The following is a 14,791-nucleotide window of genomic DNA, read 5'->3' on the forward strand; positions in this document are numbered from 1 at the left end:
GCCATGGGCCGCTCCTACAGCGGACTCAATCTTCTGTAGGAGCGGCCGTATCGACGGACCGCCATGGCCGCGATACCCCCACCCCAACCCTCCCCCGCTAGCGGGAGAGGGGGCAGTTAGGCGTAGGTTGGGTTGGGCGCAGCGAAGCCCAACGGCCGGACGCTAGACTCGTTTCAAGCCCAGCAGCGCCTGCGCGGTCCCCGCCACCACGATGGCTGGCAGGGTCGCGCCCCAGGCCGGCAGCAGCGTCGGCAGCAGGTGGTAGACGGCCACGCCCAGGGCCCAGGCGAGCAGGGATTCCAGGCGCAGCGCCCGTACCCGCTGCGGGGCCTTGCGGCGGCGCAGCAGAAAGTGATCCACCAGCACCACGCCGAACAGCGGGGCGAACACCGAGCCGATCAGCAGCAGGAAGTGTTCGTATTGGGCCAGGGGTACCAGCAGCGCCAGCAGGGTGCAGAGGATGCCAATGGCCAGGGTCAGCTGCCAGATCTTCACCTGGGCCAGGAAACCCGTGGCCACCGCCGCCGAGTGATAGGCGGCGAAAGCGTTTTCCGACTCGTCCAGCAGGATCAGCAGCAACGGCAGGCCGAGGCCGGCCACGGCCAGGGCGCGTAGCAGGGCGTCGGCTTCACCGCCGCTGGCAAAGGCCAGGGTATAGGCGAAGCCCAGGCCCATGAGCCAGAGGTTGCCGCAGAAATAGCCCAGCATGACGCCGCGACCGGCGCTGCGGCCGGTGCGGGCGAAGCGGGTGTAGTCGGCGATCACCGGCAGCCAGGACAGCGGCATGGCCACCACTAGGTCGAAGCCCAGGGCCTGGGTCAGGGAGCCGTCGCCCGGGCGCTGCCAGAGCGCGGCCAGGTCGGCGCGCAGGAACAGGTCCAGGGTCAGCCAGGTGCAGGCGCCCAGCAGCAGCCAGATGCCCCAGCGACTGAGAAAGCGGCGGACGAAGGTCAGCGGACCGGCCACCGCCAGGGCCGTGGCCAGAGCGCCGAAGACCAGGGTCCAGAGCACCGGCGAGGCCCAGCCCTGCAGACCCCAGCTGCCCAGCAGCACGCTGGCCGCCTCGCGCATCACCACCAGTTCGAAGGCGCCCCAGCCGATCAGCTGGGTGATGTTGAGCACCGCCGGCAACAGCGCGCCGCGCTGACCGAGACTCTGGCCCAGGGCGGTCATGCCGGCCAGGCCGGTGTCGCTGCCCACCAGGCCGGCAGCCGCCAGCAGCAGCACCCCGACCGCGGTGCCGAGCACCAGCACCAGCAGGCCGTCGGCCAGGCCCAGTCCGGGCGCCAGCAGCGCGCCGGCCTGGGCCACCATCAGGCCGATGCCGAGGGAGAACCAAAGGGTGAAGAGGTCGCGCCCGCCAAGGATGCGGCGGTCCGCCGGAACGGGGACGGTAGGGGTATAGAGGCCGGGGGCCTGGGCCATGATGGGTCTCGTGCGAAAAGAGTTTAAGTAAGGCGTAGGTTGGGCTGAGACGGCTCTATCGTCGAAGCCCAACAGTGTGGGATCGACCCGGGCATCGTTGGGCTTCGCTGCGCTCAACCCAACCTACGGAAACAGGGTGCTGGCTTAACAGACGTAGGTTGGGCTGAGACGGCTCCATCGTCGAAGCCCAACGTTGCGAGGTCGATCTGTGCATTGTTGGGCTTCGCTGCGCTCAACCCAACCTACGATTTTCAGACCTGCTTGTAGATCACGCCGCCTTCGTCCTTGAAGCGCGCCGCCTGTTCCTGGAAGCCGGCCTCGATGGCCTTCTGCTCGTCGGTCAGGCCGTTTTCCTTGGCGTAGTCGCGGACCTCCTGAGTGATCTTCATGGAGCAGAACTTGGGCCCGCACATGGAGCAGAAGTGCGCCACCTTGGCCGAGTCCTTGGGCAGGGTCTCGTCGTGGAAGGCGCGTGCCGTGTCCGGGTCCAGGCCCAGGTTGAACTGGTCTTCCCAGCGGAATTCGAAACGCGCCTTGGACAGGGCGTTGTCGCGGATCTGGGCGCCGGGATGCCCCTTGGCGAGGTCAGCGGCATGGGCGGCGATCTTGTAGGTGATGATGCCGGTCTTGACGTCGTCCTTGTTGGGCAGGCCGAGGTGCTCCTTGGGCGTCACGTAGCAGAGCATGGCGCAACCGAACCAGCCGATCATGGCGGCACCGATGCCGCTGGTGATGTGGTCGTAGCCGGGGGCGATGTCGGTGGTCAGCGGGCCGAGGGTATAGAACGGCGCCTCGTCGCAGCACTCCAGCTGCTTGTCCATGTTCTCCTTGATCAGCTGCATGGGCACGTGGCCCGGGCCTTCGATCATGGTCTGGACGTCGTGCTTCCAGGCGATCTTGGTCAGCTCGCCGAGGGTTTCCAGTTCGCCGAACTGGGCGGCGTCGTTGGCGTCGGCGATGGAGCCCGGGCGCAGACCGTCACCCAGCGAGAAGCTCACGTCGTAGGCCTGCATGATCTCGCAGATGTCTTCGAAGTGGGTGTAGAGGAAGTTTTCCTTGTGGTGCGCCAGGCACCACTTGGCCATGATGGAACCGCCGCGGGAGACGATGCCGGTGACGCGCTTGGCGGTCAGGGGCACGTAGTGCAGGCGCACCCCGGCGTGGATGGTGAAGTAGTCCACGCCCTGCTCCGCCTGCTCGATGAGGGTGTCGCGGAACAGCTCCCAGGTCAGTTCCTCGGCGACGCCGCCGACCTTTTCCAGGGCCTGGTAGATGGGCACGGTGCCGATGGGGACCGGCGAGTTGCGGATGATCCACTCGCGGGTCTCGTGGATGTGCTTGCCGGTGGACAGGTCCATCACGGTATCGGCGCCCCAGCGGATGCCCCAGGTCAGTTTCTCCACCTCTTCCTCGATGGAGGAACCCAAGGCGCTGTTGCCGATGTTGCCGTTGATCTTCACCAGGAAGTTGCGGCCGATGATCATCGGCTCCAGCTCCAGGTGGTTGATGTTGGCCGGGATGATGGCGCGGCCGCGGGCCACCTCGTCGCGGACGAATTCCGGGGTGATCTCCTGGGGAATGCTGGCGCCAAAGCTCTGGCCGCGGTGCTGGTTCCCCAGCAGGCCGGCGGCACGGGCCTCCTGCAGCTTCATGTTCTCGCGGATGGCGATGTATTCCATCTCCGGGGTGACGATGCCCTGGCGGGCATAGTGCATCTGGGAGACGTTGCGCCCGGCCTTGGCCCGCCGCGGCTGGCGCGCCAGGTCGAATCTCAGGGCGGCGAGACTCGGATCGGCCAGGCGCGCCTGCCCGAATTCGGAAGAGAGCCCAGCCAGCAGTTCGGTGTCGCCGCGTTCTTCGATCCAGCGCGAACGCACGTCCGGCAGGCCCTTGCGCAGGTCGATGCGTGCAGCCGGGTCGGTGTAGGGACCGGAGGTGTCGTAGACGAACACCGGGGCGTTCTGCTCACCGCCAAAGGCGGTGGGGGTGTCGGCGAGGGAAATTTCCCGCACCGGCACGCGGATGTCGGGACGCGAGCCGGTCAGATAGACCTTGCGCGAATTGGGCAGCGGCTGGGTGGACTGGCGGTCGACGCGGGTGAAGTCGGTGACGTTGTTCTGCTTGTTCATCGAGGCTCTCCTGGTGGGCGCGTTGCCGAGGGAAGAACCTGGACGAAGGGTGGGCACGCAAGAAGCGGCAAGCCCGGACGGATGGCGACCACGGAATAAGGCTGCGGACGCCCTCTTGTTCCCTACGCAGGTTGACGCACCGCCATGCGGCGCGCCTAGCCTGATCAGGTTCAACGGGATCCGGGACTACCCGATCTCAGCGCCTCGTAGCGCACCCCGACAAGAACGCGGCCAGTGTAAACCCAGAGCGGCAGAAACTTCGACCGCTATTTCCTCTCCTATGGCGGATTCGGACGAAGCCACTACACTGGCGCGGTCCCTCAAGGAAGGCTCCTAGAATGCGAAGATTCCTGCTGCTCGCGGCGCTCTGCAGCTCGGCCGGCCTAGCCCAGGCCCAGGTCGCCGGCAATGGCCTGCTCGACGTCTACCGCGAAGCGCTGGACAACAACGCCGACCTCGCCGCCGAACGTGCCGGCCTCGGTGCCCAGCGCGAGGCGGTGCCCCAGGCGCGCGCCGGCCTGCTGCCGCAGATCGGCCTTGGCGCCCAGTTCAACGACACCCATACCAGCCTGCAACTCAAGGACAATCCGGCGCTGGGCGTCCAGGGTGGCCGCTACAGCAGCGACCGCAGCAGCCAGCTGATCCAGGCCAGCCTCAGCCAGCCGCTGTTCCGTGCCGATCGCTGGTTCCAGCTCAAGGCCGCCCAGGCCGCCACCGAGCAGGCCGAGCTGCAATTCTCCGCCGCCCAGCAGCAACTCATCCTGCAGACCGCCGAGGGCTATTTCAGCGCCCTGCGCGCCCAGGACGCCCTGGCCACCGCCCGCGCCGAGGAAAAGGCGCTGTACCGCCAGCTGGACCAGTCCCGCGAGCGCTACAAGGTCGGCCTGACCGACGACACCGACGTGCTCCAGGCCCAGGCCAGCTTCGACAACGCCCAGGCCAACCGCTCCCAGAGCGAGCAGCAGGTGGCCGACGCCTTCCAGGCCCTGACCCGGCTGACCGATCGCGACTACGGCAGCATCGCCGGCATCCGCCACGACCTGCCGATCCTGCCGCCGCAGCCCAACGATGCGCGGCTGTGGGTGGACACTGCCATGCGCCAGAATCTGCAGCTGCTGGCCGCCGGCCAGGGCGTCACAGCCGCCCAGGAGACCCTGCGCCAGCGCCGCGCCGGGCACCTGCCGACGGTGGATGCGGTGGCGCGCTACAGCCACAGCGACAACGACGCGGTGAACCTGCCCAACGCCGAGCAGCTGTCGCTGTTCGGCAGCCCGGTCAACAGCCGCAGCATCGGCATCCAGGTCGAGGTACCGCTGTACAGCGGCGGCGCCACCAGCTCCCAGGCGCGCCAGGCCTACCAGCAGCTGGACCAGAGCGAACAGCGCCAGGAAAGCCTGCGCCGCCAGGTGGTGCAGAACACCCGCAACGCCCATCGGGCGATCAACACCGACATCGAGCAGGTGCGTGCCCGCCGGCTCTCCATCGCCTCCAGTCAGCGCGCGCTGCGCGCCACCGAGATCGCCTACCAGGTGGGCAGTCGCACCATCGTCGATGTGCTCGACGCCCAGCGGCTGCTGTACAACGCCGTGCGCCAGTACAACGACGCCCGCTACAACTACATCCTGGACACTCTGAGACTCAAGCAGGCGGCCGGCACGCTGGCGCCCAACGATCTGCTGGCGCTGTCCGGCTATCTCGATCCCCACTACGACCCGGATCGCGACTTCCTGCCGCCGGACCTGGCCAAGACCCGCGCCGACGTCCTGCCGGCGCGTTCGGCTCAGGGGGTGAGCAACCTGTCCAGCCCGGAGAGCAGCCGCTCCAGCGCGCCCTGATTGGCGGCCAGTACCGCCAGGCCCGCCTGCCGGCGTCGCGCGGCTTCCGCCGGCTCGGCCCAGAGCCGGGTCACGGCGGCGGCGATCGCGGGTGCTTCCGCCACGGTTTCCAGGGCGCCGGCGTCGCGCAACTGGGCGACGATGTCGAGGAAGTTGAACACGTGCGGTCCGCTGAGCACCGGCACGCCGAGGGCCGCCGGCTCCAGCGGATTGTGACCGCCGCGCTCGATCAGGCTGCCGCCGACGAAGGCGACATCGGCCAGGGCGTAGAGAAACAGCAATTCGCCCATGGTGTCGCCCAGCAGCACCTGGGTCTGCGGCTGCACCGCCTCCCCCGTCGAGCGCTGCACCACGCCGAAGCCTTCGCGACGCACCTCGGCCAATACCTCGGGAAAGCGCTCGGGATGGCGCGGCACCAGGATCAGCAGGGCATCGGGGTGTACGGCCAACAATTGGCGATGGGCCTGGAGCAGGATGCCGTCTTCGCCGGCATGGGTGCTGGCGGCGATCCATACCGGGCGCTGGCCCCAGCCCTGGCGCAGCGCAGCGGCGCGGGCCGGCAGCGCGGGATCGATGCGCAGGTCGAACTTGATGGAACCGGTCACCGTGACCCGCTCGGCGCGGGCGCCGAGGGCCCGGAAGCGTTCGGCCTCCACCGGCGTCTGTACCGCCAGCCAGGCCAGTTCCGCCAGCATCGGCCCCGTTACCCCACCCAGCTTTCCGTAGCCACGAGCCGAGCGCTCGGACAGCCGGCCATTGGCCAGGGCGATGGGAATATCGCGGCGCGCCGCCTGGTGGATGAGGTTGGGCCAGAGCTCGGTCTCCATCACCACCCCCAGGCTGGGCCCGAGCCGGTCGAGGAAGCGTCCGGCCAGCCAGGGCAGGTCATAGGGCAGGTAGCAGTGGTGGACGTCGTCACCGAACAGGGCGCGGATGCGCTCCGAGCCGGTGGGCGTCATGCAGGTCACGGTGATCGGCAGGTCGGGATGCCACTGGCGCAGGGCGCGAATCACCGGCGCGGCGGCGATGCTCTCCCCCACCGACACCGCGTGTACCCAGATACCGCCGGGCGGCACCTCAGGCAAGCCCAGCGCCAGGCGTTCGCCGATGCGCTGCCGATAGGCGGGGGCCTTGCGGCCGCGCCAGAGCAGGCGCAGCAGGATGAAGGGCAAGGCCAGGGTGAAGATCAGGCTATAGAGGGTACGATTCATGGCGGCAGAGCTTAATGAAGCAGGGCCGCTAGTGCGAGCCCGTTCGACCTAGTGCGAATGCCGCGGCACCCCACCCTCGCGGGCGATCACCTTGAGGTGCAGGGTGGCCGGTTCCAGGCAGCCGCCGGTGGAGAGCTGGCCCACCAGCTGCCGGTAGAGTTCCTGCCAGGGGGTCTGGGCCGGCGGCAGGTTGGGCGTCCATTCGGCGCGGCGCCGTTCCAGTTCGCCATCGTCGAGCAGCACGTCGACGCTGCGGGCATTGAGGTCCACGCGCAGCCGGTCGTTGGTCTTGAGCAGGGCCAGGCCGCCGCCCACCGCCGCTTCCGGCGACATGTTGAGGATCGAAGGGCTGGCCGAGGTGCCGCTCTGGCGACCGTCGCCCAGGCACGGCAGGGAATCGATGCCCTTCTTGATCAGCGCCGCCGGGGGCGCCATGTTGACCACCTCGGCGCTGCCCGGATAACCCACCGGACCGGCGCCGCGGATCACCAGGATGCAGCGCTCGTCGATGTCCAGCGCCGGATCGTCGATGCGCGCGTGATAGTCCTCAGGGCCTTCGAAGACGATGGCCCGCGCCTCGAAGCTGTTTTCCTTGCCCGGCTCGGCCAGGTAGGTCTGACGGAAGGCCTCGCCCACCACCGACATCTTCATGATGGCGCTATCGAAGAAGTTTCCGCTGAGCACGATGAAGCCGGCGCGGTGCTTGAGCGGCGCCTCATAGGGCTGGATCACCGCAGGATCCGAGCTGGCGGCGCCCTCGGCGATGGTGCCGATGGTCTTGCCGGAGACGGTTAGGCACTCGCCGTGCAGCCGGCCGGCCTTGAGCAGTTCGTGGAGCACCGCCGGCACCCCGCCGGCGCGGTGGAAGCCTTCGCCCAAATACTTGCCGGCCGGCATGCAGTTGGCCAGCAGCGGGATGTCCTCGCCCAGGCGCTGCCAGTCGTCCAGCGACAATTCGATGCCCATGTGCCGGGCGATGGCGATCAGGTGCGGCGGACAATTGCTGGAGGCGCCCAGGGCCGAGGCCACCACGATGGCGTTCTCGAAGGCCTCGCGGGTCATGATCTGCGAGGGGCGGACGTCGTCCAGCACCAGCTGGCAGATGCGCTTGCCGGTGGCATAGGCCATCTGGCCGCGCTCACGGTAAGGCGCGGGGATGCTGGCGCAGCCGGGCAGCGACATGCCCAGGGTCTCGGCCAGGGCATTCATCGACAGGGCCGTGCCCATGGTGTTGCAGTGGCCCACCGAGGGCGAGGCGGCAGTGGTCAGGGCCATGAAGCCCTCGTAGTCGATCTCGCCGGTCGCCAGCAGGTTGCGTGCGTGCCAGAGCACGGTGCCGGAGCCGATCAGCTCGCCCTTGAAATGCCCGTCGAGCATGGGTCCGCCGGAGAGCACGATGGCCGGCAGGTCGGTGGTGGCCGCGGCCATCAGGCAGGCCGGGGTGGTCTTGTCGCAGCCGGTGGTGAGCACCACGCCATCCAGCGGGAAGCCATGCAGGATCTCCACCAGGCCGAGGTAGGCCAGGTTGCGATCCAGGGCCGCGGTGGGCCGGCGACTCTGCTCGGCGATGGGGTGCACCGGGAATTCCATGGGGATGCCGCCCGCATCGCGGATGCCGGCCTTGACCCGCTGGGCCAGTTCCAGGTGGTGGCGATTGCAGGGGGTGAGATCGCTGCCGGTCTGGGCGATGCCGATGATGGGGCGACCGGACTGGAGTTCGTCGCGGGTCAGGCCGTAGTTCATGTAGCGCTCGACATAGAGCGCGGTCATGTCGGCGTGGGCAGGGTCATCGAACCAGAGCTGGCTGCGCAGCGGGCGTTTGGCGGAAGTCATGGTGATCTCTATTTGTTATTGGGTTCTGCACGAAAAGTGCCTGCGCATCGGTGATGCTTCGTTGAAAAAGGCCTGGATCGCCAGTCCGATCGGAATGCTCATTTACCGCTCGTAAACTCTGCTTCCTCAGCCTTTTTCGCCTCGCCTGACCTTCGCTCGGCGCCTTTTCGTACTGAACCAAGGAAAGAAAGGATCAGCGGCCCAGCAGGCCACGGGCGGCCAGGTTGTGCATCAGGGCGCCGAGGCCGAAGCGCCAGGGCGCGGCCTGGTCGCTGGTGGTCACCCGGTTGTGCAGGGTACCCAGCAGCGGGCTGGCGATGCTGACCCGGTCACCCACCTTGTGGGTGAAGCCACCGCCCGGGGCGTCACGGTCCTGGGTCGGGGCGAACAGGGTGCCGAGAAACAGCACGAAGCCGTCGGGATACTGGTGGTTGGCGTTGAGGGTCTGAGCGGCGAGATCGGTGGGGTCGCGACTGATCTGCGCCATGGAGCTGCTGCCCTGGAGTCGGAAGCCGTCGTCGCCCTGGACCTCCAGGGTCACCACGCACTGGCGCACCTGGTCGAGATCGAAGGTCTCGTCGAACAGGCGGATGAAGGGCCCCAGGGCGCAGGAGGCGTTGTTGTCCTTGGCCTTGCTCAGCAGCAGGGCGCTACGGCCCTCGATGTCGCGCAGATTGACGTCGTTGCCCAGGGTAGCGCCATGCAGGCGACCGCGGCTGTCGGCCACCAGCACCACCTCGGGTTCGGGATTGTTCCACTGGGACACCGGGTGGATGCCGATGGCGCTGCCAGAGCCGACCGCGGCCAGCACCGGCGCCTTGGTGAAGATCTCGGCGTCCGGGCCGATGCCCACCTCCAGGTACTGCGACCACATGCCCTTCTCGATCAGCAGCGCCTTGAGCGCCTGGGCCCGCGGACTGCCCGGCTCCAGGCCCTGCAGGTCCGCGCCGATCACCGCCTGCACCTGCTCGCGGATGGCTACGGCGCGCCCGGCATCGCCACCGGCCTGTTCCTCGATCACCCGCTCCAGCATGCTGGCGGCAAAGGTCACCCCGGCGGCCTTGATCACCTGCAGATCGGCTGGCGGCAGCAGATGCAGGCGGTCCGCAGCGGCCTGCTCGCCGCTGTTGGCCAGCAGTTCCTCCACACTGCCGAGGTAACGTCCGGGAGTGTCGCGCAGGGCCTGCAACGGTGCCTCCTCCTCGAACAGGGCGCTGAGGGTGGCGAACCGCTGGGAGACATCGAAGACGCCGTCTTCGCGCAGCACCACGGGCGAGGGACCGGCCAGCGGGCCGGGCACCCAGGCGCGGCCCACCAGGGTGCCGGCCAGGCCATCGGTGGGAAGGGTGTTGGCAGGCGAGAGACGAAGGGACATGGGCAGGACTCCAGGGCTGATGGGTCCACGCTAGGCAGCCGGACTGATAAACTCAAATGGGCTTATTTCATCATTCGATAACCTGCGCTTATCGCCTGGGAGGCACCCGTGTCCGAGCCGTCGTTCAGCCAGATCTGCCACTGGCTTAAATTTCGCCACCTGCTGCTGATCGACACCCTGGGTCGCACCCGCAACATGCACCTGGCCGCGCAGCAGATGAATCTCAGCCAGCCGGCCATCAGCAAGATGCTCAAGGAGATCGAGCACCTGCTGGGCTTCGCCCTGTTCGAGCGCCAGCCGCGCAGCATGCCACCCACCGCCCTGGGTGAGCACGTGCTGCGCTATGCGCGGGTGGCGCTCAACGATGCCCGCGACTTCGCCGAGCAGATCGACAGCCTGAGGCGCGGTGGTCACGGCCAGCTCAAGGTCGGCGGCATCTTCGCCGCCACCGCGGTGGCCCTGCCGCAGGCCATCGTCGCGATCAAGCAGCGCTGGCCGCTGCTGGCCATCGAGGTGATGGAGCAGACCAGCGACCACCTGATGGAGATGCTCGACGACAAGCTGCTGCATCTGGCGGTGGCGCGTTTCACCGACGAAGCCCAGGCCCTGCGCTTCGACTTCCAGCCGCTGGCGCCGGAGCCCTTCCGCTTCGTGGTCAATGCCGATCACCCGCTGGTGGGCAGCGGCCCCGTGGGCCTCGACCAGGTGCTGGCCTGGCCCTGGATCCTCTATCCCAAGGGCACGCCCATCCGCGGGCGCATGGAGCGGGCCTTCGCCGCCGCCGGCCTGCCGGTGCCGAGCAACACCATCGACACCATCTCCATGCAGACCTTTCTCCAGGTGCTGCGCGCCGGCCCCATGATCGGCATGCTGCCCGAGGCCATGGTCGAGCCCTATCTCGCCAGCGGCGCGCTAAGTGCCCTGGAGCTGCCCTTGCACCTGCCGGCGCAGGACTACGGCATCCTCACCCGCAAGGGCGAACCCCTGGGCGAGGCGGCCCGGGAATTCGCCGCCATCCTGCTGAGCCATGCCGGTCGCGGAGAGGCCTCGGCCTAAAGGCTTCGATAACGCGCCGTTATCGAATGATCCGCAAATGCCATTGGGAAAGAATCGCTCTCGCTCCTAGAGTGGCCTGGCAATTCAGACGGCCACCCTGCATCCCCGGCCGCCTTCGACCTCTTCAATAACAACAACGGGCCCCAAGGCCCCGAAGGTCATTCCCATGTTCGAGACCACCGCTCCCCAGGGCGCCGCTGGCGACGCCTTCGAAGAACGCACCTATCGCAAGGTGGTGCTGCGCATCCTGCCGATCCTGCTGCTGTGCTACATCGCCGCCTACCTGGATCGGGTCAACGTCGGCTTCGCCAAGCTGGACATGCTCGACGACCTCGGCTTCAGCAACACCGTCTATGCCCTTGGCGCCAGCATGTTCTTCTGGGGCTACTTCCTCTTCGAGGTCCCCAGCAACCTGCTGCTGCATCGCTACGGCGCGCGCTTCTGGATCGCCCGCATCATGCTGACCTGGGCGATCATCTCCATGGCGGTGGCCTTCACCCAGCCGCTGGCGCAGTTCTTCGGCATGCAGTCGAGCACCCTCTTCTATGTGCTGCGCTTCCTGCTGGGCGTCTGCGAGGCGGGCTTCTTTCCCGGGGTGATCCTCTATCTCAACTACTGGTTTCCCACCCGCCGACAGAGTCGGGTGATGTCGGGCTTCCTCATCGCCCTGCCCTTCAGCCTGAGCTTTGGCGGCGTGCTCTCCGGCTGGCTGATGAGCAGTCTGCACAACTGGCACGGTCTGGCCGGCTGGCAGTGGATGCTGCTGGTGGAAGGGGTGCCCTCGATCATCATGGCGGTGGTGGTGTTCTGCTGCCTGAGCGACAACATCGACAAGGCGCCCTGGCTGGACGCCCGGGAAAAGGCCCTGCTCAAGCGCAACCTGGAGCAGCAGAACGCCGGCAAGGCCTCGCGACTCGGTGAGGTGTTTTTCAATCCGCGGGTCTGGCTGCTGGTGTTCATCCTGCTGACCTTCAACACCGGCTTCTATGGCCTGGCCTTCTGGATGCCCTCGATCATCAAGAACGCCGGTGTCAGCGGCAGCCTGCAGATCGGCCTGCTCACCGCCATCCCCTACAGCGTCGCCCTGGTGGTCATGCTGCTCAACGCCCGCCACTCGGCCCGCACCGGCGAGCAGCGGCTGCACGCGGCGGTGCCGGCCTTCGTCGGCGCCCTGGGCCTGGTGCTGAGCGCCTGGTTCATCCACAACATCGTGCTGTCGATCTTCTTCCTCACCGTGGCCGCCTCGGGCCTGCTGGCGCTGATGCCGATCTTCTGGTCGCTGCCCGGCACCCTGCTTTCCGGCGTCGCCGCCGCGGCGGGCATCGGCATGATCAACGCCATCGGCAACCTCTCCGGCTTCACCGGTTCCATGATCACCGCGACCATGGAAACCCTCACCGGCGACATCAACAACGGCACCTATGTGCTCGGCGCCTGCCTGTTCGTCAGCGGCCTGCTGATCCTGGCGATCCCGGCCTCGATGCTGCACCGCGCGCCGACCGCCGTGCCGCTGGACCTGAAGCCCGCCTAGCCCACTTCGGGCACGGCCGAGCGCCCGGCTCCCGCGGCGCTCGGCCGGCCGATCCACAGGGCCATCAGCGCCGCCAGGATGCCGGTCAGGCCGGCCAGCACCAGGGCCTCCTGGTAGGAGCCGAAGTGCTCGCGCAGGGCCCCGGCGAGAAAGGCCGCGCAGGCGGCGCCGAGCATGTGGCCGCAGAACACCCAGCCGAACACCACCGGCGCGCTCTTTTCGCCAAAGCTCTGGTTGGTCAGCTTGACCGTGGGCGGCACCGTGGCGATCCAGTCCAGCCCGTAAAAGATGCCGAACAGCAGTAGCTGCTCGGGGGCGAAACCGGAGAACGGCAGATAGATCAGCGAGAGGCCGCGCAGGCTGTAGTAGACGAACAGCAGGCGGCGCGGATCGTACCTGTCGGTCAGCCAGCCGGAAGCGGTGGTGCCTACCAGATCGAAGATGCCCATCAGCGCGAGGATCCCGGCGGCCTGCACCTGGGACAGCCCGTGGTCATGGCCCATGGCGATGAAGTGGGTGCCAATCAGCCCATTGGTGGTGAAGCCACAGACGAAGAAGGTCAGGAACAGCAACCAGAAATCACGCCGCCGACTGGCCATGGCCAGGGTGCCGAGGGTCACGCGAAACAGGTTGCCCGGTGCGGTAGCAGCTGGCGCCTGGTAGTCCGCCGGGGCGCCATGGGGCCGCAGGCCGATGTCCGCCGGCCGCTCCGGCAGCAGCCAGGCCACCAGCGGGATCAGCGCGGCGCTGGCCACGGCCACGGTGAGCACCACGGTCTGCCAGCCTTCGTGGCTGGCGAGATGGGCCAGCAGCGGCAGAAAGACCAGATTGCCGGTGGCGGTGCTGGCCGCCAGCAGCCCCATCATCAGCCCCCGCCGGGCGACGAACCAGCGATTGACGATGGCCGCGCCCAGCACCATGGCCACGCAACCGGTGCCCAGGCCGCTGAGCACGCCCCAGGTGGCGACCAGATGCCAGGGTTCGCGCATCAGGGTGCTCAGGGCGGTGGCCAGGCTGATCAGGGTGAGGCCGCCGAGCAGGGTGCGGCGGATGCCAAGGGTCTGCATCAGGGCCGCGGCGAAGGGGCCCACCAGGCCATAGAGAAAGATGCCGATGGCGGCGGCAAGCGAGACCGTCTCGCGACTCCAGCCAAAGGTGTCCTGCAGCGGCAAGAGCAAGACGCCGGGGGTAGACCTGACGCCCGCCGAAACCAGCAGGGCAAGAAAGATCAGCGCCAGGACGACGAAGACAAAGCGCTGGCCGAGGGCGGGAGGTGTGGTCATGGCGATCTTCACCGGCGGGAAAGGGATGAGTCGAGTATTGCAGCCCGGGCGACCTGGCGCTGGCCAAGCTGGCCCACGGATCTGGCCAGAATGGGTGTTCGTTGGAAAGGGTTGTGGGCGAGTGCTGGAAGCCCAACACGTCGATTCAACCAATCGCCCGCAACTCTTCCGCCAGGCGCTGCGCCAGCCAGCGCGCCGCCGGTCCAGGTGCGGCGTTGCGGCGCCAGGCCAGTTCCACCACCAGGGCCGGCGGTACCCAGTCGCAGGCCAGTTCGGCCAGCAAGCCCTGGTAGGTGGGATAGCGCGCCACGTGCCGTGGCAGCCAGCCCCAGCCCAGGCCACGCATCAGCAATTCGGCGAGCAGGTAGAAGCTGTCGGCGCGCCAGACCTGGGGGGCGATCTGCTCGCCGCCGGGATAGGGATTCTCCAGCGGCGCGATCAGCAACTGGCGGTGGCGGGCCAGTTCGCGCCGGCCCACACCCTGCTGGCGTGCCAGCGGATGCTGGGCGCCGCAGGCGGTGACCTGGGCGACATCGCCCAGGGCCTGGCGCTCCAAGGCCGCGGGCATGTGCTCATGGCGAAACAGCAGGCCGAGGTCGGCCTGGTCGGTCAGCAGCTTACGCGCCACATCGCCCTGGGCGCCACTGGTGAGCTGGACCTCCAGGTGCGGGAAAGCCGCGGCCAGGGCGTCCAGGGCATCGAGCACCGGCTGGTAGGGCATGGCCTCGTCCAGGGCCAGGCGCAACAGCGGTTCCTGTCCAGCGCAGAGGGCCTGGGCCCGGCTGTCCAGCCGCTGGCACTGGCGCAGCACCTCGCGCGCCTCCTCCAGCAGGGCCAGACCGGCCGCGGTGATGACCGGCGTGCGCCCGTTGCTGCGCGTGAACAGCGCCACGCCCAGATCGGTCTCCAGCAGGGCGATGGCCGAGCTGATCGCCGATTGCGCCCGGCCCAGACGCCGCGCCATCGCCGAGAAACTCGCGCCCTCGGCGATGCCGACGAAGATCTCCAGTTGCTCAAGATTCCACTGCACGACCCATCTCCCCGATAGATAGGTATCAACTTTCACCCATCGCCCGGAAAGGCACAATGGGGCCTTCTACAGGAGGAAGCCCC

The 14,791-nt window shown here is 67.9% G+C and carries 10 protein-coding genes and 1 riboswitch; of the genes, 3 read left to right on the plus strand and 7 right to left on the minus strand.

Going from position 1 to position 14,791, the window contains the following annotated elements; all coding sequences use genetic code 11:
* Positions 1 to 162: 162 nt before the first annotated feature.
* Together cytX and thiC are read right to left on the minus strand one after the other, a co-directional pair.
* A complete protein-coding gene (cytX, locus tag CFE50_RS14190) occupies positions 163 to 1,425 on the minus strand; it encodes a putative hydroxymethylpyrimidine transporter CytX (RefSeq protein ID WP_286734453.1) in 1,263 nt (420 codons plus the stop codon).
* A gap of 251 nt (positions 1,426 to 1,676) precedes the next feature.
* Positions 1,677 to 3,554: a phosphomethylpyrimidine synthase ThiC gene (thiC, locus tag CFE50_RS14195; RefSeq protein WP_027600242.1), complete on the minus strand. Its 1,878-nt coding sequence runs from the start codon at positions 3,552 to 3,554 to the stop codon at positions 1,677 to 1,679.
* A gap of 102 nt (positions 3,555 to 3,656) precedes the next feature.
* Positions 3,657 to 3,783, minus strand: a riboswitch (TPP riboswitch).
* Between the two features lie 109 nt (positions 3,784 to 3,892).
* Between thiC and CFE50_RS14200 the strand changes: the two genes are divergently transcribed.
* Positions 3,893 to 5,389 carry a TolC family outer membrane protein gene (locus tag CFE50_RS14200; RefSeq protein ID WP_286734456.1) on the plus strand — a complete coding sequence of 499 codons (1,497 nt, stop codon included), beginning with the start codon at positions 3,893 to 3,895 and terminating at the stop codon, positions 5,387 to 5,389.
* On the opposite strand, the gene waaA is transcribed toward CFE50_RS14200, so the two are convergent.
* From waaA to CFE50_RS14215, 3 genes are all read right to left on the minus strand, one after another.
* Positions 5,335 to 6,600, minus strand: a complete 1,266-nt coding sequence (gene waaA, locus CFE50_RS14205) for a lipid IV(A) 3-deoxy-D-manno-octulosonic acid transferase (RefSeq protein ID WP_286734459.1) — start codon at positions 6,598 to 6,600, stop codon at positions 5,335 to 5,337. The genes CFE50_RS14200 and waaA overlap by 55 nt on opposite strands.
* 48 nt (positions 6,601 to 6,648) lie before the next feature.
* Positions 6,649 to 8,433, minus strand: a complete 1,785-nt coding sequence (locus CFE50_RS14210; protein ID WP_027600810.1) for an IlvD/Edd family dehydratase — start codon at positions 8,431 to 8,433, stop codon at positions 6,649 to 6,651.
* 193 nt (positions 8,434 to 8,626) lie between these two features.
* Positions 8,627 to 9,808: a fumarylacetoacetate hydrolase family protein gene (locus CFE50_RS14215; RefSeq protein WP_286734461.1), complete on the minus strand. Its 1,182-nt coding sequence runs from the start codon at positions 9,806 to 9,808 to the stop codon at positions 8,627 to 8,629.
* A gap of 108 nt (positions 9,809 to 9,916) precedes the next feature.
* Between CFE50_RS14215 and CFE50_RS14220 the strand changes: the two genes are divergently transcribed.
* On the plus strand, positions 9,917 to 10,864 hold the full coding sequence (locus CFE50_RS14220) for a LysR family transcriptional regulator (RefSeq protein WP_286734463.1): 948 nt from the start codon (positions 9,917 to 9,919) through the stop codon (positions 10,862 to 10,864).
* Positions 10,865 to 11,030: 166 nt separating this feature from the next.
* Complete coding sequence (locus CFE50_RS14225; RefSeq protein WP_007162111.1) at positions 11,031 to 12,395, plus strand: MFS transporter; 1,365 nt, start codon at positions 11,031 to 11,033, stop codon at positions 12,393 to 12,395.
* Here CFE50_RS14225 and CFE50_RS14230 read toward each other — a convergent pair.
* Together CFE50_RS14230 and CFE50_RS14235 are read right to left on the minus strand one after the other, a co-directional pair.
* Complete coding sequence (locus CFE50_RS14230; RefSeq protein WP_027600813.1) at positions 12,392 to 13,678, minus strand: MFS transporter; 1,287 nt, start codon at positions 13,676 to 13,678, stop codon at positions 12,392 to 12,394. The two genes, CFE50_RS14225 and CFE50_RS14230, sit on opposite strands and share 4 nt — an antisense overlap.
* A gap of 145 nt (positions 13,679 to 13,823) precedes the next feature.
* On the minus strand, positions 13,824 to 14,708 hold the full coding sequence (locus tag CFE50_RS14235; protein WP_286734467.1) for a LysR family transcriptional regulator: 885 nt from the start codon (positions 14,706 to 14,708) through the stop codon (positions 13,824 to 13,826).
* Between the last annotated feature and the right edge of the window lie 83 nt (positions 14,709 to 14,791).

It is taken from the genome of Pseudomonas sp. PGPPP4 (assembly GCF_002256045.1).
Classification (GTDB): Bacteria; Pseudomonadota; Gammaproteobacteria; order Pseudomonadales; family Pseudomonadaceae; genus Chryseomonas; species Chryseomonas oryzihabitans.